At 72.1% G+C, this 19,136-nt stretch carries 15 protein-coding genes; 11 read left to right on the top strand and 4 right to left on the bottom strand.

Annotation, left to right across the window (positions count from 1 at the left end; genetic code table 11):
* Window positions 1-6: 6 nt before the first annotated feature.
* Window positions 7-531, bottom strand: a complete 525-nt coding sequence (locus SCMU_RS06650) for a hemerythrin domain-containing protein (RefSeq protein ID WP_229232233.1) — start codon at window positions 529-531, stop codon at window positions 7-9.
* A gap of 80 nt (window positions 532-611) precedes the next feature.
* Window positions 612-2,036, bottom strand: coding sequence for an NAD(P)H-quinone dehydrogenase (locus tag SCMU_RS06645; RefSeq protein ID WP_443020228.1), 1,425 nt, complete (start codon window positions 2,034-2,036; stop codon window positions 612-614).
* A 95-nt stretch (window positions 2,037-2,131) separates the two neighbouring features.
* Between SCMU_RS06645 and SCMU_RS06640 the strand changes: the two genes are divergently transcribed.
* Both SCMU_RS06640 and SCMU_RS06635 read left to right on the top strand, forming a co-directional pair.
* Window positions 2,132-2,932: a purine-nucleoside phosphorylase gene (locus SCMU_RS06640; RefSeq protein WP_229232232.1), complete on the top strand. Its 801-nt coding sequence runs from the start codon at window positions 2,132-2,134 to the stop codon at window positions 2,930-2,932.
* A gap of 36 nt (window positions 2,933-2,968) precedes the next feature.
* Window positions 2,969-4,771, top strand: a complete 1,803-nt coding sequence (locus tag SCMU_RS06635) for a phospho-sugar mutase (protein ID WP_229232231.1) — start codon at window positions 2,969-2,971, stop codon at window positions 4,769-4,771.
* A 105-nt stretch (window positions 4,772-4,876) separates the two neighbouring features.
* Here the strand turns inward: SCMU_RS06635 and nirD are convergent, their stop codons facing one another.
* On the bottom strand, window positions 4,877-5,263 hold the full coding sequence (gene nirD / locus SCMU_RS06630) for a nitrite reductase small subunit NirD (protein WP_229232230.1): 387 nt from the start codon (window positions 5,261-5,263) through the stop codon (window positions 4,877-4,879).
* A gap of 343 nt (window positions 5,264-5,606) precedes the next feature.
* On the opposite strand from nirD, the gene nirB reads away from it, so the two are divergent.
* From nirB to SCMU_RS06600, 6 genes are all read left to right on the top strand, one after another.
* Complete coding sequence (gene nirB, locus SCMU_RS06625) at window positions 5,607-8,207, top strand: nitrite reductase large subunit NirB (protein WP_443020273.1); 2,601 nt, start codon at window positions 5,607-5,609, stop codon at window positions 8,205-8,207.
* Window position 8,208: 1 nt separating this feature from the next.
* A complete protein-coding gene (cobA, locus tag SCMU_RS06620; RefSeq protein WP_229232228.1) occupies window positions 8,209-9,309 on the top strand; it encodes a uroporphyrinogen-III C-methyltransferase in 1,101 nt (366 codons plus the stop codon).
* Window positions 9,306-10,424 carry a uroporphyrinogen-III synthase gene (locus SCMU_RS06615; RefSeq protein WP_229232227.1) on the top strand — a complete coding sequence of 373 codons (1,119 nt, stop codon included), beginning with the start codon at window positions 9,306-9,308 and terminating at the stop codon, window positions 10,422-10,424. Before cobA ends, SCMU_RS06615 begins: the two co-directional genes overlap by 4 nt.
* 62 nt (window positions 10,425-10,486) lie before the next feature.
* Window positions 10,487-11,182, top strand: coding sequence for a deoxyribose-phosphate aldolase (gene deoC / locus SCMU_RS06610; protein ID WP_229232226.1), 696 nt, complete (start codon window positions 10,487-10,489; stop codon window positions 11,180-11,182).
* Window positions 11,183-11,215: 33 nt separating this feature from the next.
* Window positions 11,216-11,446, top strand: a complete 231-nt coding sequence (locus SCMU_RS06605) for a hypothetical protein (protein WP_229232225.1) — start codon at window positions 11,216-11,218, stop codon at window positions 11,444-11,446.
* A gap of 209 nt (window positions 11,447-11,655) precedes the next feature.
* Complete coding sequence (locus SCMU_RS06600) at window positions 11,656-12,615, top strand: putative endonuclease domain-containing protein (protein ID WP_229232224.1); 960 nt, start codon at window positions 11,656-11,658, stop codon at window positions 12,613-12,615.
* A 121-nt stretch (window positions 12,616-12,736) separates the two neighbouring features.
* Here SCMU_RS06600 and mfd read toward each other — a convergent pair whose 3' ends face one another.
* Complete coding sequence (gene mfd, locus SCMU_RS06595) at window positions 12,737-16,432, bottom strand: transcription-repair coupling factor (protein WP_229232223.1); 3,696 nt, start codon at window positions 16,430-16,432, stop codon at window positions 12,737-12,739.
* 251 nt (window positions 16,433-16,683) lie between these two features.
* On the opposite strand from mfd, the gene SCMU_RS06590 reads away from it, so the two are divergent.
* The 3 genes from SCMU_RS06590 to nhaA all read left to right on the top strand — a co-directional run bounded on the left by SCMU_RS06590 (window position 16,684) and on the right by nhaA (window position 18,935).
* The gene (locus SCMU_RS06590; RefSeq protein ID WP_229232222.1) at window positions 16,684-17,187 is read left to right on the top strand and encodes a DUF2505 domain-containing protein; all 504 of its coding nucleotides are present in this window, start codon (window positions 16,684-16,686) and stop codon (window positions 17,185-17,187) included.
* Window positions 17,187-17,417 (top strand): SCO4848 family membrane protein, encoded by a 231-nt coding sequence (locus SCMU_RS06585; RefSeq protein ID WP_229232221.1) that lies wholly within the window; start codon window positions 17,187-17,189, stop codon window positions 17,415-17,417. Before SCMU_RS06590 ends, SCMU_RS06585 begins: the two co-directional genes overlap by 1 nt.
* Before the next feature lie 153 nt (window positions 17,418-17,570).
* Window positions 17,571-18,935, top strand: a complete 1,365-nt coding sequence (gene nhaA, locus SCMU_RS06580) for a Na+/H+ antiporter NhaA (RefSeq protein WP_229232220.1) — start codon at window positions 17,571-17,573, stop codon at window positions 18,933-18,935.
* The last annotated feature ends 201 nt before the right edge of the window (window positions 18,936-19,136 follow it).

Here is a 19,136-nt window from a genome sequence, read left to right as displayed (position 1 = left end):
TATGGATCAGCCGACGACCTCCTCGAGCCCCTCGACGGCCTTCGCGAGCGAGAGATCGGGGCTCGCCACGATGTACGGGAACAGGAGCTGATTCTCCTTGCGGAGGTGCAGGGCGAACGCCCGCGCGATCGCCAGCCCGAGGGCCGCGGCACGTGGCCCGTCCGCGCCCCGGAGCTCCTCGACGAGTCCGATGATCGTCTGGTGGTCCTGGAGCATCCCCTCGACGAGGAGGCGCGCCTCGGCGGTCTCCCGGGCCGGGCCGTACAGTGGACCCTCCTCGGCCACGGCGTGCGGAATGAGCTCGTCCTCGCACCAGCCCACGAGGTTGGCCTTCTCGTCGTAGGCGGTCCCGGCGTCGCCGGCGGCCACGGCCGCGAGCAGGGCGTCGGAGAGGGCGCTCACCCGCTCGAGCATGTGGGCGTGGTGCCCCTCGACGGCGGCCAGCGCGGCGTCGTCGTCCGAGAAGCCGCCCGTGTGGGAATGGGCGTGGGAGTGCGAGTGGTGGGCGTGGTCATCATCGGTGTGTGCCATGCCGCCATCGTCCCCCGCACCTCCGGCGGTCCTCAAGGGACCAAGAGCCCGAAGGCGCGGCTCCCTGCGCGTGGGGCGGTCTACATGTGCACGTGCAGGCGCCGCGCGGCCTCCGCGAGGGAGCCGGACAGCGACGGGTACACCGCATACGTGTTCGCGACGTCGTCCACGTGGAGCTTCTGCTCGACCGCCATCGCGAGGCCGAAGATGAGCTCCGACGCGTTGGAGCCCATGACCACGGCCCCGATCACGGTCCCGGTGCCCTTGCGCGAGATGACCTTGACGAACCCGTCGGTGGTGTTGCGCATCTTGGCGCGCGGGTTGCTCTTGAGGCGGAGCATCACGACGTCCCCCGCGACCCTGCCGCTCGTCACGTCCGCCTCCGACGCGCCCACCGAGGCGATCTCGGGCGAGGTGAAAATGTTGGACGCGACGTGGTTGAGGTTCAGCGGCGTGACCTGGTCGCCCAGGATGTGGGCCACCGCGATGCGGCCCTGCATCGCGGCCACCGAGGCGAGCGCGAGCACGCCCGTGCAGTCGCCCGCGGCGTACACGTTGGTCGCGGTGGTGCGGGAGACGCCGTCGACCATGATGTGGCCGCTCCCGCTCACGGCAACGCCCGCCTGCTCGAGGCCGATCCCGTCCGTGTTCGGGATCGAGCCGACGCACATGAGGCAGTGCGAGCCGGTGACCTTGGTGCCGTCGCCGAGGGTGACCGCCACGCCGTCGCCCGTCCGCTCGACCGACTCCGCGCGGGAGCGCGAGAGGACGCGGACGCCGCGGCGGGCGAAGACCTTCTCGAGCAGCTCGGCGCCGTTGGTGTCCGATCCGGGCAGCACGCGGTCGCGGGACGAGATGAGCGTGACCTTGGAGCCGAGGCCGTTGTACGCGGACGCGAACTCCGCGCCCGTGACGCCCGAACCCACCACGATCAGCTCCTCCGGGATCTCCTCGAGGCTGTAGATCTGCGCCCAGTTGAGGATCCGCTCGCCGTCCGGGCGGGCGGACGGAAGCTCGCGGGGGTGGGCACCCACGGCGAGGATCACGGCGTCGGCCTCGATCCGCTCGACGCCGTCCACCGTGGTGGCCTCGATGACGCTGCCGTCGACGAGGCGGCCGGAACCCATGACGATGCGCACGCCCTGGGCGTCGAGCGCGGCGCGGATGTCCTCGGACTGCTGGCGGGCGAGGCCGAGCAGGCGGTCGTTGACGATGCGCAGGTCCGCGCGCAGGTCCGTGCGCTGGAGCGGCTCCCCGTCCCCCGTCGCGAGGCGCAGGCCGAGCGCCGCGGAGGCCTCCTCGACGCGGGTCATGAGGTCCGAGGTCGCGATGAGGGTCTTCGAAGGCACCACGTCAGTCAGCACCGCGGAGCCGCCGAGCCCCGCGCGCTCGACGATCGTGACCTTCGCTCCGAGAGAGGCCGCGACCGACGCCGCCTCGTAGCCGCCGGGTCCGCCGCCCAGGATCGCGATGTGGGGGGCCGCAAAATCAGGGTTCATCGTCACGGACACACATTCTGTCATCCCGTCCGCCCTGGGAGGACGAATCCCGCCGCGCGGATTGGTAGGTTCATCCTGTGACGACAACGGCGACAGCGGCGATGACTGACGACCCCTTCGGGCTGGCCCAGGCCGCGGCAGAGACCATCGCGCAGGCGACCGGGGTCCCGAGGCACGACATCGCGCTCGTGCTCGGCTCCGGCTGGGGCGAGGCGGCGGACCTCATCGGCGAGACGACGGCGACCCTCCCTGCCGCCGACGTGCCGGGGTTCTCGGCGCCGGCCGTCGAGGGGCACGTGGGCACCATCCGGTCCGTGCTCACCGCGGACGGCAAGCGCGCGCTCGTGCTCGGCGCCCGGACGCACTACTACGAGGGCCGGGGCGTCCGCGCCGTCGTGCACGGCGTCCGGACAGCAGCCGCGGCGGGGTGCCGCGTCGTCGTGCTCACCAACGGCTGCGGCGGGCTCAACCCCGACTGGGCGCCCGGCACCCCGGTGCTCATCAGCGACCACATCAACCTCACGGCCACGTCCCCGCTCGAGGGCGCCACCTTCGTGGACCTCACCGACCTGTACTCGTCGCGGCTGCGGGCCGTGGCCCGCACCGTTGACCCGAGCCTGGCGGAGGGCGTCTACGCCCAGTTCCCCGGACCGCACTACGAGACGCCGGCCGAGGTCCAGTACGCCAAGCGGATCGGTGCGGACCTCATCGGCATGTCCACGGCGCTCGAGGCCATCGCCGCTCGCCACGCCGGGCTCGAGGTGTTCGGAATCTCACTCGTGACGAACCTCGCCGCGGGCATCGGCCCGGAGCCGCTCAGCCACGAGGAGGTCCTCGCGGCCGGTGCCGCCGCGGGCCCGCGGATCTCCCGACTCCTCGCCGACGTCATCGCCGCGATCTGACGGCCCCTCAAAGGACGATTGAAGGACTACGCCGACATGAGCACCATCCCCGCCGGGGCGCCCGACCTCACTGACCTAGCACGCCGGGCCGAGGAGTGGGCGGCGACGGATCCCGATCCCTCGACCGCTGCACAGCTGCGCGAGACGCTCGCCCGCGCGCACGACGCCGAGCCCTCCCTCGCGCGCGACGCCGCCCTCCAGGAGCTCGCCGACGCGTTCTGCGGCACGCTCCAGTTCGGCACCGCGGGCCTCCGCGCGGCCCTCGGGCCCGGGCCGAACCGCATGAACCGGGTCACCGTCCGGCGCGCCGCTGCGGGACTCGCGGCGTTCCTCGTGCGGCGGGTGAGCGGCACCGCCGTCGGTCCAGCGCACGACGGCGCCGGGTCGCCCCCCGCTGCCAGGCCGCGCGCCGTCGTGGGCTACGACGCCCGCACGAACTCGGACGTGTTCGCGCAGGAGACGGCCGCGATCTTCACGGCGGCGGGGATCGACGCCTACCTCATGCCGTCTGCGCTGCCCACGCCGGTCCTCGCCTACGCGCTGCAGGCGCTCGGGTGCGACGCCGGGGTCATGGTCACGGCCAGCCACAACCCGCCGCAGGACAACGGGTACAAGGTGTACCTCGGCGGCCGCGCGGTCGACGACGCCGGTCGCGGCGCGCAGATCGTCGCACCCATCGACGCGGAGATCTCCGAGCTCATCGGCCAGGTGGGGCCCGTCGGGTCGATCGCCCTTGCCGACGGCGGCTGGGCCGTGCTGCCGGCGAGCATCGCCGCGGACTACCGGGGCGCCGTCGTGCGCCTCGCGAAGCCAGGGCTCTTCCCCGCGCGCGAGCTCAAGATCGTCCTGACGCCGCTGCACGGCGTGGGCGGCGAGACCGCACTGGGCGTGCTGCGCGACGCCGGCTTCGCCGACGTGACGCTAGTGTCCGAGCAGGCCCAGCCCGATCCCGCGTTCCCGACCGTCGCGTTCCCGAATCCCGAGGAGCCGGGCGCGCTGGACCTCGCGTTCGAGGCCGCGAGGGCGGCGGGGGCAGACCTCGTGATCGCGAACGACCCGGACGCCGACCGCTGTGCCGTCGCCGCCCCGGACCCGGCCACGGGCGAGTGGCGCATGCTGCGGGGCGACGAGGTGGGTGCGCTGCTCGGCTCCCACGTCGTGCAGCGGCTGGACCTGCCCGAGGGCTCCACCGACCCGTCCCTCGTGTTCGCCAACTCGATCGTGTCCTCGCGGCTGCTCGCCCGGATCGCGGGGGCCGCCGGCCTCGCGCACCGCGAGACACTCACGGGCTTCAAGTGGATCTCCCGCGTGCCGGGCCTCGTGTACGGGTACGAGGAGGCGCTCGGATACTGCGTCGCGCCCGGCCTCGTGAAGGACAAGGACGGCATCTCAGCGGCCCTGCTGATCGCCGAGCTGGCCGCCGAGGCGAAAGCGCACGGCGAGACCCTGTTCGACCGGCTGGACGCCCTGCACGTTCGCCACGGCGTGCACCTGACGGACCAGCTCAGCGTGCGCGTGGCCGACCTCGGGCTCCTTGACGCGATGATGACCCGTCTGCGGCTCGACCCGCCGGCCTCGTTCGCGGACTCCCCCGTCGAGACCGCGGTGGACCTCGCGCAGGGCTCCGACGAGCTGCCGCCGACTGAGGGACTCCTATGGGTCACCCGTGACTCGACGCGCGTGATCGTCCGCCCGAGCGGAACCGAGCCCAAGCTCAAGTGCTACTTCGAGGTCATCCGTCCCGTGGACAACTCCGCCGAGCTCACCGAGGCCCGCCAGGCCGCGCGCCACGCCCTCGACGCCGCCGTCAACGACGTGCGCGAGGCCCTCGGCCTCTGAGGTTCTGGGTGCACGCCGTTACATGACCGGCCCTGACCTGCACAACAGGCCCGCACCAGCGCCTGTTGAGCCGGTCAGGGCCGGTTATGTCGCCAAGGGCCCGAGTCAGGCCGCGACCTGCACCATTCCGCCGACCACCCGGGCCGCGAAGGCCGCGATCGGCGTGCCGGGAGCGTCGAGCCGTTCCCCCGTGACCAGGTCGTAGACCTGCTTGTGGAGGGGCGAGGCGATGGTCGGGCGCTCGCCGCGGGAGCCGACGATCCCGCGCGCCATGACGTGCGCCTCGGTCGCGGGGTCGCGCTGCTCGACGGCGAAGACCTCGTCCGTGGGGAGGCGGAAGACGGCGACCTGCCGGCCCCCGATGAGGGCCGCCTCGCCCCAGTTGGGCTCGAGGTCGGTCAGGCTGCAGACGTCGTACCACGTGGACAGGGCGTCACGCGCGGCATCGGTGGGCGAGTCGGCAAGGACAGGTGCTTCAGCGGTGATCGTCATGCCTCCACGCTACGGAGCGGGCCGTTTCGCCCGGGTTGAACCCATGTCACGGCCACGTAAAACCGCGCTCACAGCAAGCGAAACATGCCTGTGACAGCGAAGTTAATCGTCCGTTACACCCGGGCAACTGGTCCGAAATCGGTGATTCCTATGGTTGAGGAAAGCCCGCCGGTCAAGCCGGCATCCCTCTACGGAAGGCCCGACTGTGAGCACCAGCCCGCGCCACACCCCCAGCACCTCTCCCCAGTCCTCCGCCGCATCTGGCGCGCCTGTTGACTCCTCCTCCGCGAGGCGCGTCGTCGTGATCGGCGGCGGCCCCGCGGCCCACCGCTTCGTCGAGGCGATGGCCGCCCGTGGGCTCGACCACCCCGACGGCGCTCCCCGCTTCACCGTCACGGCCCTGACGGAGGAGGCGCACCTCCCCTACGACCGCGTCGCGCTCTCCAAGGCCCTCACGGGCGACCCGGCCGACGTCGACCTCACCCTCGGAGACCCCTCGCTGTGGGCCACGCCCGGCGTCGCCCTCCTCACCGGCTCCCGCGCCACCGCCATCGACACGGTGGCGCGGACCGTCACGACGGTCGACGGCGCGGGCACGCCCCGGCAGCACGAGTACGACGAACTCGTCCTCGCGACCGGCTCGAACGCCGCCCGCCTCCCCATCCCGGGCGCCGAGCACACCTATGTGTACCGCACGCTCGAGGACGTCTGGTTCCTCCGCGCGGAGATCGCCCGCCTCGCCGCCGACCTCGGCCGGGCGCCGCGCGTCGCAGTGATCGGCGGCGGCCTCCTGGGGATCGAAGCCGCGGCTGGAGCCCAGTCCCTTGGCGCCGAGGCCGTCATCATCGACGGCTCGCCGTGGCCGATGAACCGGCAGCTCGACGAGGGCGCCGGCCAGGCCCTCACGCGGCTCATCGCGGCCAAGGGGTTCACGGTGCACGGGGGCGTGTTCCCGTCGGAAGTCCTCGTGGAGACGAAGGGCGCGCACGACGCCGGTCTGGTCACCGGCGTGCTCTTGGCGGACGAGCGGGTGGTCCCCGCGGACCTGGTCGTCGTCGCGATCGGCGTCCGCCCCCGCGACGAGCTCATCCGCGCAGCGGTCGATGCGGACAGCACCGGCAGTGCCCGCCTCGAGCTCGGCCCGCGCGGCGGCGTCGTGATCGACGAGGCGTGCGCCACCGGGGCACCGAATGTATGGGCCATCGGCGAGGTGGCGAGCTTCGGCGGGATGTGCCTCGGGCTCGTCGCGCCGGCGAACACGATGGCGGAAATCGTCGCGGACCGCCTGCACGGCGGCGAGGCGACGTTCCCCGGCTTCGATACGGCGACGAAGCTCAAGCTCTCGGGCGTGGACGTCGCGAGCTTCGGCGACGCGTTCGCGGCCGAGCCGGGCGCGCTCGAGATCGTGTACGCGGACCCGGCGCGCGGCGTCTACCAGAAGATCGTCACGACCGACGACGCGCGCACGCTCCTGGGCGGCATCTTCGTCGGCGACGCGTCCCCGTACCTGAGCCTGCGCCCGCTCCTGGGCCGCGAGCTCCCGGCCGAGCCGGGCGCGTTCCTCTCCGCGGCTGGGGGCGGAGAGGCTCCCGAGACCGAGCTCCCCGACGACGCCATCCTCTGCTCGTGCAACAACGTCGCCGCGGGGACGCTGCGCGACGCGGTGAACGCCTGCGGGACCTGCGAAGGCAAGGATCCGGTCCAGGACGTCGCCGGCCTCAAGGCCTGCACCCGCGCCGGCACGCAGTGCGGCTCGTGCGTGCCGATGATCAAGAAGCTCCTCGAGGCCGAGCTGACCAAGTCCGGCGTGACCGTCAGCAAGGCGCTGTGCGAGCACATCGCCCTCTCGCGCCAGGAGCTCTTCGACGCGATCCGTGTCCTGCAGCTGACCTCGTTCGAGGACATCATGTCCCGCTACGGCACGGGGGCCGGCTGCGACATCTGCAAGCCGACCATCGCCTCGATCCTCGCCTCCCAGCACTCCGCCTACGTGCTCGACGCCGGCCGCGGCGCCCTTCAGGACACCAACGACCGCGCGCTCGCGAACATGCAGAAGGACGGCACGTACTCCGTGGTCCCGCGCATCCCGGGCGGCGAGATCACGCCGGAGAAGCTCGGCGTCATCGCGGCCGTGGCCCAGAAGTACAGCCTGTACACGAAGATCACGGGCGGCCAGCGCATCGACATGTTCGGCGCCCGCCTCGAACAGCTCCCCGACATCTGGGCCGAGCTCATCGCCGCGGGCATGGAGTCCGGGCAGGCGTACGGCAAGAGCCTGCGCACCGTGAAGAGCTGCGTCGGGTCCACGTGGTGCCGCTACGGCCAGCAGGACTCGGTGGGCATGGCGATCCAGCTCGAACTGCGCTACCGCGGCCTGCGCAGCCCGCACAAGCTCAAGCTCGGCGTCTCCGGCTGCGCCCGCGAATGCGCGGAGGCCCGCGGCAAGGACGTCGGCGTGATCGCCACAGCGGACGGCTGGAACCTGTACGTGGGCGGCAACGGCGGCGCGACCCCGGCGCACGCCCAGCTCCTCGCCAAGGACCTCGACGACGAGACGCTCATCAGGTACATCGACCGCTACTTCATGTACTACATCCGCACAGCGGACCGCCTGCAGCGCACCGCGCGCTGGCAGGAGGAGCTCGACGGCGGGCTCGAGCACGTGCGCCAGGTGGTCGTCGAGGACTCGCTCGGGATCGCCGAGGAGCTCGAGGCCGCGATGGCAACGCACGTGGAGCACTACGAGGACGAGTGGGCCGCGACGCTCGCCGACCCCGAGCGCCTGCGCCGCTTCCGCCCGTTCGTCAACGCCCCGGATGCCGCCGACGACTCGATTGTGCACGTGGCCGAAAGGGACCAGCTCCGCCCCGCGACGCGCGACGAGCGCGAGAAGGTGGCCCTCGGCGCGACCATCCCCCTCCGCACCCAGCTCGGGGAGGCCTGACATGCAGGTGGAGATCACGCTCGACGGCGCCCCCGTCGTCCTGCTCGGCGAGGCGGACGCGTCCCGTCAGGCGCTCGCCCGGTACCGGAAGGCCGGGGCGACGGTCGCGCATTTCGACTCGCCGACTGCCTACCTCACGTCGGCGTTCACCACAGTGACGCCCCCGGCGCGGCCGGCGCTGGTCGCCGTCGTGCGCCGCTCGCCCGGATCCGGCAGCCGTGGGCGCGGGGCGCACGACGGCGCGTGGGCGCCCGTGCTGGACCACTACCGCAGGATCGGGGTGCCCCTCGTGGAGGAGCCGCCGGCCGGGCCCCGGGGCCACGTCACCCTCGTGGGCGGCGGGCCGGGCTCACGCGGCCTGCTCACCGTGGACGCCGTCGAGGCGCTGCGGGACGCCGACGTCGTGCTCTTCGACCGGCTCGCGCCGTGGCGGGAGCTCGAAAAGCTCACGACCGCACAGCTCGTCGACGTCGGCAAGCTCCCCGGCCACCACAAGGTCCCGCAGGAGGAGATCAACCGGCTCATCGTGGACCACGCCCTCGGGCGTGCGGGCGCGTCTGACCCTACCGGCGCCGGCGCCAACGTGGTCCGGCTCAAGGGCGGAGACCCGTTCGTGTTCGGCCGCGGGGCCGAGGAGGCCGCCGCGTGCGCCGAGGCCGGGGTGCCGGTGCGGGTCGTGTCCGGGATCTCGAGCTCGATCGCCGTTCCCGCGGCGGCCGGCATCCCCGTCACCCACCGGAACGTGAGCCACTCCTTCACCGTCATCTCAGGGCACGCGCCGCTCACCGATGCCGAGCACCGCCACCTGGCGGGGCTCGCGGCGGAAGGAGGGACCGTCGTCGTGCTCATGGGGATCGCGAACCTCCCCCACCTCGCCGCGGGCCTGCGGCGCGCCGGGCTCGCGCGGGAGACACCGCTCGCCGTCGTCGAGCGCGGGCACCAGGCCGGGCAGCGCACCACGCTCACCGAGCTGGGCGGCGCGGAGCTGGACACGGCCGGCTGCGCGAACCCGGCGGTCATTGTGATCGGGGAGGTCGTGCGCGTTGCCGGGAGCGCCACCGGTGAGATGGCCCTCGCCGCGGGCTTCGTGGGCGCCGCGTGAACGACGTCGCCGCCCAGCTCAAGGGCTACCGCATCGGCGTCACCTCTCACCGGCGCTCCGAGGACCTCATCGAGGCGCTCGAGCGGCGCGGCGCGGAGGTGATGCACGCCCCCGTGCTCACGATCGCCCCCGTGGGGCAGGACCTCGGGGTCCTCGAGGACACGCGCCTCACGATAGCCTCGCGCCCCGACCTGTGCATCGTCACCACCGCGTACGGGATGCGGCGCTGGCTCGAGGTCGCCGACGCGGCAGGGCTCGGGGAGGCCCTCCAGGAGTCGCTCAGCGGCGCCGCCCTGTACGTGCGCGGCCCCAAGGCCCGCGGAGCCGTCCGCGCGGCGGGTCTCGCCGACGTCGGCATCGCGGGCGACGAGACCACCGCGACGCTCGTGGACCTCGTGCTGCGGGACGCGGGAGGGCGGCTCGACGGCAAGCGCGTCGTCATGCAGCTGCACGGCTACACCGACCGGGTCCAGCTCGACCGGCTGAGGGACGCGGGTGCCGAGCTCATCACGGTCACCCCATACCGCTGGGTCCGGCCGGAGGGCGGAGAGCGGATCGAGGCGCTCATCCACGCCGTCTGCGCTGGCGAGCTGGACGTCCTGACGTTCACGAGCGCGCCCGCCGTGGACGCGCTCTTCAGCACGGCCCACGAGCTCGGGGTGTACCCGCAGCTCATCACCGCCCTGCGTCAGCGGGTCGCCACGGCGGTGGTGGGCCCGGTCACGGCCGCGCCGCTCGAGGCCGCCGGGCTGAGGCCCTGGATCCCCGAGCGGTTCCGCATGGGCGCCCTCGTCAAGCTCGTCACGGACAACCTGGGCCGGCGCACGGTGCGCGTCCTGCCGACCTCTGCCGGGGCCATCGAGCTGCGGGGCCGGACCATCACGGTCGGGGACAGCGAGCTCGTCCTCGCCCCCTCCGCGATGCTCCTCTTCCGGACCCTGTTCGAGGCCGGAGGGGCCGTGGTGCCGCGGGAGACCCTCGCGAGGCTCGTCTCCCAGAAGGCGTCCAACCACGCGCTGGACATGGCCGTGAACCGCCTGCGCGGCGCGCTGCCCGCACCCGAGCTGATCCAGACCGTCGTGAAGAGGGGGTACCGGCTGCGGGTGACGGCGTAGGCGGCCGCAGATTCCGCTGGAGCTGTGCCAGTATGGGATGACCCAATCGAAAGGACGCCGCTGTGTCTTCCGAGCCCGCCCTGACTCCCGCGGACCTTGCCGGCTACATCGACCACACCCTGCTGAAGCCCGAGGCGAGCGAGGGCGACATCCTCACCCTCTGCAGCGAGGCCGTCCAGCACGGCTTCAAGTCGGTGTGCGTCAATCCCCTGTGGGTCAAGACCGCCACGAGGGCGCTGCGCGGATCCGGGGTCCTCACGTGCGCGGTGGCCGGGTTCCCGCTGGGGGCCACGCCCACGGACGTCAAGGTGTTCGAGGCGCGCGGGGCCACCCTTGACGGCGCCGACGAGGTGGACATGGTCATCAACATCGCCGCCGCCCGCGCCAACGACCGCGGCGCGCTCGTCGAGGACATCCAGGCCGTCGCCGAGGCCGTCCACGGCAGCTCATCGATCCTCAAGGTGATCATCGAGACGTCCCTGCTGACGGACGCGCAGAAGGTGCTCGCGTGCGAGGCAGCCGTCGAGGCGGGGGCCGACTTCGTCAAGACCTCCACGGGCTTCAACGGCGGCGGGGCCACGGTCGAGGACGTCGCGCTCATGCGCTCCACGGTCGGCCCCGACATCGGTGTCAAGGCCTCGGGTGGCGTGCGCACCGCGGACGACGCGCGGGCTATGATTGCAGCAGGCGCCACCCGGATCGGAGCGAGCTCCGGCGTGGCCATCGTCACCGGCGGCTCCGGCTCAGCCGGATACTGACAGCCGGCACTAGACGCACCGTACAGGAGAGACATGTCTGACGATCAGTACAACCGCCCCCTCGAGCCGAACCCCCTGGGCCCGAGCATCATCTTCTTCGTGATCTTCATGGTGCTGTTCCTGGTGGGCCTGTACATCGTGCAGTGGGTCGACTTCACCAACGTGTGGCAGATGGCGGCCCTGATTTTCCTCTACGCCGCGGCGTTCGGCATCCCTATGACGTTCCTCGCCAAGAACGACACGGGCAAGGAGCACCGCCGCTAGAGACCTCCCGTTTCGGGTACACATATTCCTCCCCACCATCGTCTCGGGTACACATGACTCGCCCTAGACGAACAGCGGGTACGCGATGCCTGGTCGAACGATGTTCGGCCGGGCATCTGGCGTTTCGGGAGCCGACAGCGTCGTACCCGAGATCACCTACCTGTGGATAACGCGACGCACGAATCCCCCACGTGTGACTCAATGAATCCATGCCGCTCAACGAACCGCTCCCGCCGGCCCTCACTGAGTCGTCCTTCACGACTGAGGAAGGACGACGACTCGGGCTGACCGCCCGACGTCTCGCCCGCGAGGACCTCATCAGCCCGAGCCGCGGCATCCGGACACCAGAGCTGGCTCGAGAAGGCCTCCTGCAGCGTGCCCGGCCCTACACCGCGCTCCACCGCACGACGGCGCTGAGTCACCTCAGTGCTGCGGCCGTCCACCACATCCCGCTGCCCGCGTGGGCGGAGGACGCCGCCCAGTTCGACCTGTCCCGGGCCGCGGCGGCGGAGCCTGGAGCCAAGGAGCGGCTCGGCCAGCCGCGGCGCCCCGAGGTCCGAGGGCATCGCCTGCGGCTCCGGGACGACGAGGTCGTCGTCATCCGGGGCACGAGGGTCACCACCGCCGAGCGCACGTGGCTGGATCTCTGCGGCATCAGACGTCTCACGCTGGAGGACGTGATCGTGGCCGGCGAGTACCTCGTGTCGCAGCACGCGCGGACGTACTACCCGCGGACCGCGATCGTGCCCCTCACCGCGCTCAGGGCCTTCGTGGCGAGCCGGCACCGCGTCGTCGGGCTGGGCCGTGCCCGCATCGCGCTGGAGCTGCTGGCCGTGGGCGTCGACTCACCCCAAGAGTCCCGGCTGCGCCAGATGCTCGAACGCGCCGGGCTCCCTCGATTCATCCCCAATTGCCCCGTCACCGACCCGTGGGGCGTCACCCATTGGGTGGACATCGGCAGTCCCGCATTCCGCGTGGCCGTCGAATACGAGGGCGAGCACCACTTCTTGTCCAATGAGCAGAGGGCGCACGACGCCGCGCGGGACCGCAGCGCGCGAGCGGCCGGCTGGATCCAAGTCAAGATCACCAAGGAGGACATGGCGGAGGGCGAGGCCTTCGTCGTCGCGAAGGTCCTCGCAGCACTCCGCGCGCACGGCTACCGCGGCTAAGGGTGCCCGCGGCTACGTACCCGGAATGCCCCACGCCGCCTGTTCGCGTACCCGAGACGGGCGTGGGGCGAAGTTCGCGTACCCGAGACGGGCGTGGGGCGAAGTTCGCGTACCCGAGACGCTAGGGGGTGGGGGCGGGGGCCGGGGCGAAGATCGCCTCGACCACCTGGTCCGCCCATGCGAGGATCTCGCCGTCCGCCAGGTCCCGACCGCCCACGGGGGCGGTCTTGGGCTTGGGGATGAGCACCGCGTTGAGCGCCGGCTTGTACTGCGCGCCCTTGTACATCCGCGTGAGCCGCATCTGCTTGGACTCCGGCAGGTCCGCGGGAGCGAAGCGCACCATATTGCCTTGGAGTGCGACGTCGGTCAACCCGGCCGCGCGCGCACGGACCCGGAAGCGGGCCACGGACGCGAGGTTCTCCACGGGTGCGGGCGGCTCGCCGTAGCGGTCGGTGAGCTCCTCCATGACCTCGGCAATGCCGGCGTCGTCCGTCGCGGCGGCAAGCTTGCGGTACGCCTCGAGGCGGAGCCGCTCCCCCGGCACGTAGTCGTGCGGCAGGTGGGCGTTGACGGGCAGCTCGATCTTCATCTCGGCCACCTTCTCCTCGCCCTCGCCGCGGAAGTCGGCCACGGCCTCACCCACGAGCCGGATGTACAGGTCGAACCCGACGCCCTGGATGTGGCCGGACTGCTCCCCGCCGAGCAGGTTGCCCGCGCCGCGGATCTCGAGGTCCTTCATGGCCAGCTGCATGCCCGCGCCGAGCTCGTTGTGCGCTGCGACGGCCTTGAGCCGCTCGAGCGCCACCTCGCCGAGCGGCTTCTCCGCCGGGTAGAGGAAGTACGCGTAGGCGCGCTCGCGGCCTCGGCCCACACGCCCGCGGAGCTGGTGCAGCTGCGAGAGTCCATACTGGTCCGCGCGGTCGATGATGAGCGTGTTGGCATTTGAGATGTCCAGGCCCGTCTCGATGATCGTGGTGCACACGAGGACGTCGAAGCGCTTCTCCCAGAAGTCCACGATGATCTTCTCGAGCCGCGACTCGGACATCTGGCCGTGGGCGACCTCGACTCGCGCCTCGGGCACGAGCTCCCGGATCGCCGCGGCCTGCTTCTCGATCGAGGAGACCCGGTTGTGCACGAAGAACACCTGGCCCTCGCGCATGAGCTCGCGCCGGATGGCGGCGGAGACCTGCTTGTCCGTGTACGGGCCGACGTACGTCAGCACAGGGTGCCGCTCCTCGGGAGGGGTGGCGAGGGTGGACGTCTCGCGGATGCCCGTCAAGGACATCTCGAGCGTGCGCGGGATCGGGGTCGCGGACATGGCCAGGACGTCCACGTTGGTGCGCATCTTCTTGAGCTCTTCCTTGTGCTCGACGCCGAACCGCTGCTCCTCGTCGATGATCACGAGGCCGAGGTCCTTGAACTGCACCTCCTTGGACAGGAGCCGGTGGGTGCCGATCACCACGTCCACCGAGCCGGTCTTGAGCCCCTCGATCGTCTCCTTCGCCTCGGCGGCCGTCTGGAAGCGCGAGAGCGCCCGGACTCGGACCGGGAAGCCCGAGAAGCGCTCGGAAAACGTCTCGAAGTGCTGCTGCGCGAGCAGAGTGGTGGGCACGAGGACCGCCACCTGCTTTCCGTCCTGGACCGCCTTGAACGCGGCCCGGACGGCGATCTCCGTCTTGCCGTAGCCCACGTCGCCGGAGACGAGCCGGTCCATCGGGACCTCGCGTTCCATGTCCGCCTTGACCTCGTTGATCGTGGTGAGCTGGTCGGGCGTCTCGACATACGGGAACGCCTCCTCGAGCTCGCGCTGCCACGGCGTGTCCGGGCCGAACGAGTGGCCCTTGGAGGCCATGCGCGCCGAGTAGAGCCGGATGAGCTCGCCCGCGATCTCCTTGACCGCCTTCTTGGCCTTCGACTTGGTAGACGCCCAGTCCGCGCCGCCCATCTTGGACAGCGACGGCGTGTCCCCGCCCACGTAGCGGGTGATCTGGTCGAGCTGGTCGGTCGGGACGAAGAGCCGGTCCCCCGGCGCGCCGCGCTTGGCGGGGGCGTACTCGAGGACCAGGTACTCGCGCACGGTCTCCGCACCGCGGGGACCGGTGTTCCGTTGGATGAGCTCCACGAACTTCCCGATCCCGTGCTGCTCGTGCACCACGAAGTCGCCCGCATGCAGGGAAAGGGGGTCGACGGCGTTACGCCGCCGCGAGGGCATCTTGCGCATGTCGCGGGTCCCCGCGGCGCTGGCCCGGCCGAGCAGGTCGGCCTCGGTCAGAAGTCCGAGCGTGAGCCCATCGAGGACGAAGCCCTTGCCCGCGGGCGCCTTGGTGATCTCGATGATGCCCGGCTCCGGCAGACGGTCCAGCCCGTCGATCCGGGCGCACGGGATGCCGGCGTCGTGGAACAGCTCGGCGAGGCGCTGGGCGGGCCCGGCGCCGTCGGTCGCGACGACGATCCGCCACTGCTCGCGCACGCGCGAGCCGATGAACTCCATCATCTCTGCCACGTCGCCCTGGTAGCCGCGCGGCTCGCGCGCGGCGATGGTCACGACGTCGACGTCCGCCACCGTCTCCGCGTCGACCCCGAGGGAGGTCAGCGACCACCAGCTCACGCCGCGGGACTGCGCGTCGGCACGGACCTCTCCGAGCGTCGCGAAGCTCGCGTCCTCGAGCCGGCCGGCCCGCTCGGCGGCCACGCCCTCGGTACCCGAAACCTGGGCGAGGGAGACGTCGAGGGGCGCGGAGCCGCCGTCGGACGCCGTGGCCCAGGCAGCGGCGAGGAACTCCTCGTTGGTCGCGGCAAGGTCGTGGGCGCGGGCGCGCACCTTCTCGGGCTCCACGGTGAGCGAGACTGAGCCCTCGGGCAGCTCGCCGATGAACGGCACCATCCGGTCCACGAGCAGCGGCGCGAGCGACTCCATGCCCTCCACGGCGATCCCGCCCGCGATCTTCTCGAGCATGTCCGCCGCCGCGGGCAGCGCGCCCTTGAGCTTCGCGGCACGGCTCATGACCGCCGGAGTGATGAGAAGCTCGCGGCACGGCGGCGCGAACAGCACCGTGGGGTGGTGGACGTTCGGGCCGCTCAGCGAGCGCTGATCGGCCACGGCGAACCAGCGCATCTGCTCGACCTCGTCGCCGAAGAACTCGACGCGCACCGGGTGGTCCTCGGTGGGCGGGAAGACGTCGATGATCCCGCCGCGGACCGCGAACTCGCCGCGATGGGTCACCATGTCGACGCGGGCGTAGGCGGCATCGGCGAGGGCCCGCACGACCTCGTCGAACGGCGCCTCCTGCCCCACGGCCAGCGAGACCGGCTCGAGGTCGCCCAAGCCGGCCACGAGCGGCTGCAGGACCGCGCGCACCGGGGCCACAACTACCCGGAGCGGCGACCCGCCGTTGTACGGGGCGGCCGCCGCGGGGTGCGCGAGCCGACGCAGGACGGCGAGCCGCCGCCCCACCGTGTCGGAGCGGGGCGAGAGGCGCTCGTGCGGGAGCGTCTCCCAGCTCGGGAACAGCGCCACAGATCCGCCCGGCACGTACGCGCCGAGGGAGTCGACGAGGTCCTCCGCCTCCCGCTCGGTGGCCGTCACGGCGAGCACGACGCCGGCCGGTTCCGGCAGCGCGTCGAGCACCTCCGCGATCACCACGGGACGCAGGCCCGTGGGCGCGACGATCTGGAGGTCCTGGCTGCGCCGGGCGGCCGGCTTGGAGGCGTACTCGATCAGCCGGGCGACGCTGGGGTCCTGGCCGACGGCGCGGCGGAGCCCGTCGAGGATGGGCGCGGCCTCACGGCTCGCCGGACGCGCGACGTCAACAGACACGGTGGGGCTCCTCCCAGACGGCGCGGCCTCGTGGACAGCACAGCCTCGTGGACAACACGACAGCCCCGACACTCGTTGAGGCCGGGGTACAACCAGCTTAGCCAATGGCCCCCGCGCGGCGGGCGGGAGTCCGCCCCGAGCATGAGGGAGGGACCCTCGGCTGCCGCTTAGGATGGTTGTCGGCGCGCTCCCCCCGGGCCGCCACCGTGGACCATGTCCGCCTCCCCACAGCTTCCTACGGAAGGATCCCCTTGGCACTCTCAGCCAGCCAGACCCTCAACTACCCCGTGGACCGCGTCGCGGCGGTGTTCGCCGACGAGGCGTTCCAGCGCCACGTGAGCGAGCTCGTGGGCGGCCGCCTCGAGTCGTTCTCCCTTGACGGCGACGTGGCCGGTGCGTTCACCGCGACGGTCGTGCGCCAGCTCCCCACCCAGCGTCTGCCCGAGCTGGCCCGCAAGGTGGTCGGCGAGTTCCTCAACGTCACCCAGACCGAGACCTGGGGCGCCCCCGAGGCCGACGGCTCCCGCCAGGCGGACATCAAGGTCAAGGTCGCGGGTGCGCCCGTCGACGTCGCCGCGGTGCAGCGGCTCGCGGCCGACGGCGCCGTCACCCGTATCGAGCTCAACGGCACCGTGAGCTCCTCGGTCCCGCTGCTCGGCGGGAAGATCGCCTCGGCCGCCGAGCCAATGGTCGGCAAGGCCCTCAACATCCAGGCGACGCAGGCCGAGGCCTGGCTCGCCGGGGAGATCGTCTGATGCAGCTCCCCGCCGGCCTGTCCTGGCTGCTTATCGTGGCCGGGGTGTGGAACCTCGTGGTGTGGCCGCAGTTCCTGCGCCGGATCATGAAGGACCCGCGGGCCATGGACGGTGAGGGGCGCGCCACGCGGTTCCTGACCGTCCACCTCCTCCTCGTGGCCGTCTCGGTGACACTCGGCATTGCCGTGGCCGTGGTGGGCATCAGGACGCTCCTGCCCATCGCAGGCTGACGGGCATGGCGGCCGGGGCCGCGCGCCCCGGCCGCTGCTGCCCATCCGTTCGAAGCCATCGACGTAGGATGGTTCCCAGGTGTGCCGGGAAGTCTGGTCGGCGTGTGATTGCTCCTCCCCAAAGGAGTGCCCCCGACCGAAACGGAACCGCCCATGAACAAGCCGGCCGAGCGCCGTCGTCCGCTCCCCGCTCCTTCGAGGACCCTCACCCGGGGAAGCTACCGCGAGTACCGGCGCATCGCCGAGATCCTGCGCAAGGAGACCGTGGGCGGGGCGCTCCTGCTCCTCGCGACCGTCGCCGCGCTCGTGTGGGCCAACTCCCCCGCCGGTGACTCCTACGCCGCTCTCCGCGATGCCCGGATCGGATACGCGCCGTGGCACATCGAGCTGAGCGTGGGCGCGTGGGCGGCCGACGGACTGCTCGCGCTGTTCTTCTTCGTCGCCGGGCTCGAGCTCAAGCGGGAGTTCGTCGCCGGGGACCTGCGCCGGCCCGCCACGGCGATCGTGCCCATCGTCGCCGCGTGCGGCGGCGTCGCGGTCCCCGCCATCCTGTACGCGGTCGTGAACCTGGCGGCGGGCTCGGACGGGCTTCGCGGCTGGGCCATCCCCACCGCCACCGACATCGCGTTCGCGCTCGCCGTGCTCGCCGTCATCAGCACGCACCTGCCCGCGGCGCTGCGGACGTTCCTCCTCACGCTCGCCGTGGTGGACGACCTCATCGCGATCGGCATCATCGCGTTCTTCTACTCGACCGACCTCGCGCCGCAGTTCCTGGCGCTGGCACTCGTGCCGCTCGCGGCGTTCGGATTCCTCGTGCAGCGCCGCGTCCGCGCGTGGTACCTGCTCGTTCCGCTCGCGGTACTCACGTGGGCGCTCGTGCACGCCTCGGGCGTCCACGCGACCGTGGCGGGGGTGCTCCTCGCGTTCACCGTGCCCGTGGTGCGCAGCGAGCGGAATGGCGGGCCCGACGCGGGCCCGGGCCTCGCCGAGCACTTCGAGCACCGGCTCCGGCCGCTCTCCGCCGGGGTGGCCGTGCCGCTCTTCGCGTTCTTCTCCGCCGGGGTGGCCCTGGGCGGGTGGGACGGGGCCCTCTCGGCTCTGCGCGACCCGGTGGCCGTGGGCATCGCGGCCGCCCTCGTGATGGGCAAGACCGTGGGCGTGTTCGGCTCCACGTGGCTCGTGACCAAGAGCCGCCACGCGTCGCTGGACCCCGACCTGGCCTGGATCGACGTGTTCGGGCTGGCCCTGCTCGCCGGGGTCGGATTCACGGTCTCGCTGCTCATCGCCGAGCTGTCCTTCGGCGGGCCCGACGCTGTGGCCGCCGCGGGCTCCCTGCACGGCGAGCACGCCAAGGCCGCCATCCTCGCCGGGTCCCTGACCGCGGCGGTGCTCGCCGCGGTCGTGCTCCGCATCCGGAACCGGCACTACCGGCGCGTCGAGGAGGCCGAGGCGGTCGAGACCGGCGACGCCGACGGCGACGGCGTGCCGGACGTCTTCCAGCAGGGCGAGGCGCGATAGCCGGGGAAGACGCGGTACGCAGGGCCGGTCCTGCCGTCCCCCGGGACTACTTGGACCGATACCCGCCCCGTACGCGCCCGGGTTCGCCGCGGATCGGTCGCGCCACTCGATTCCGCCCCGCCGAGGACCCGTTTCGCCCCACCGTCCTTGTCCGTCCGCACCTGCCCCGCACACCGTGGACAGGGGAGGCGAGGACTCGCC

This window comes from Sinomonas cyclohexanicum (assembly GCF_020886775.1).
In the GTDB taxonomy this organism is placed as follows: Bacteria; Actinomycetota; Actinomycetes; order Actinomycetales; family Micrococcaceae; genus Sinomonas; species Sinomonas cyclohexanicum.
This window is presented reverse-complemented; position numbering and strand designations above follow the sequence as displayed.

What these genes read in the sequence shown, in the direction of transcription:
- SCMU_RS06585 (WP_229232221.1), top strand. Translation starts at nt 17,187, where the DNA reads ATGCAGCTCCCCGCCGGCCTGTCCTGGCTGCTTATCGTGGCCGGGGTG.
- nirB (WP_443020273.1), top strand. Translation starts at nt 5,607, where the DNA reads ATGGCCGCCCGTGGGCTCGACCACCCCGACGGCGCTCCCCGCTTCACC.
- nhaA (WP_229232220.1), top strand. Translation starts at nt 17,571, where the DNA reads ATGAACAAGCCGGCCGAGCGCCGTCGTCCGCTCCCCGCTCCTTCGAGG.
- SCMU_RS06640 (WP_229232232.1), top strand. Translation starts at nt 2,132, where the DNA reads ATGACTGACGACCCCTTCGGGCTGGCCCAGGCCGCGGCAGAGACCATC.
- nirD (WP_229232230.1), bottom strand. Translation starts at nt 5,263, where the DNA reads ATGACGATCACCGCTGAAGCACCTGTCCTTGCCGACTCGCCCACCGAT.
- cobA (WP_229232228.1), top strand. Translation starts at nt 8,209, where the DNA reads ATGCAGGTGGAGATCACGCTCGACGGCGCCCCCGTCGTCCTGCTCGGC.
- SCMU_RS06650 (WP_229232233.1), bottom strand. Translation starts at nt 531, where the DNA reads ATGGCACACACCGATGATGACCACGCCCACCACTCGCACTCCCACGCC.
- SCMU_RS06635 (WP_229232231.1), top strand. Translation starts at nt 2,969, where the DNA reads ATGAGCACCATCCCCGCCGGGGCGCCCGACCTCACTGACCTAGCACGC.
- SCMU_RS06605 (WP_229232225.1), top strand. Translation starts at nt 11,216, where the DNA reads ATGTCTGACGATCAGTACAACCGCCCCCTCGAGCCGAACCCCCTGGGC.
- SCMU_RS06600 (WP_229232224.1), top strand. Translation starts at nt 11,656, where the DNA reads ATGCCGCTCAACGAACCGCTCCCGCCGGCCCTCACTGAGTCGTCCTTC.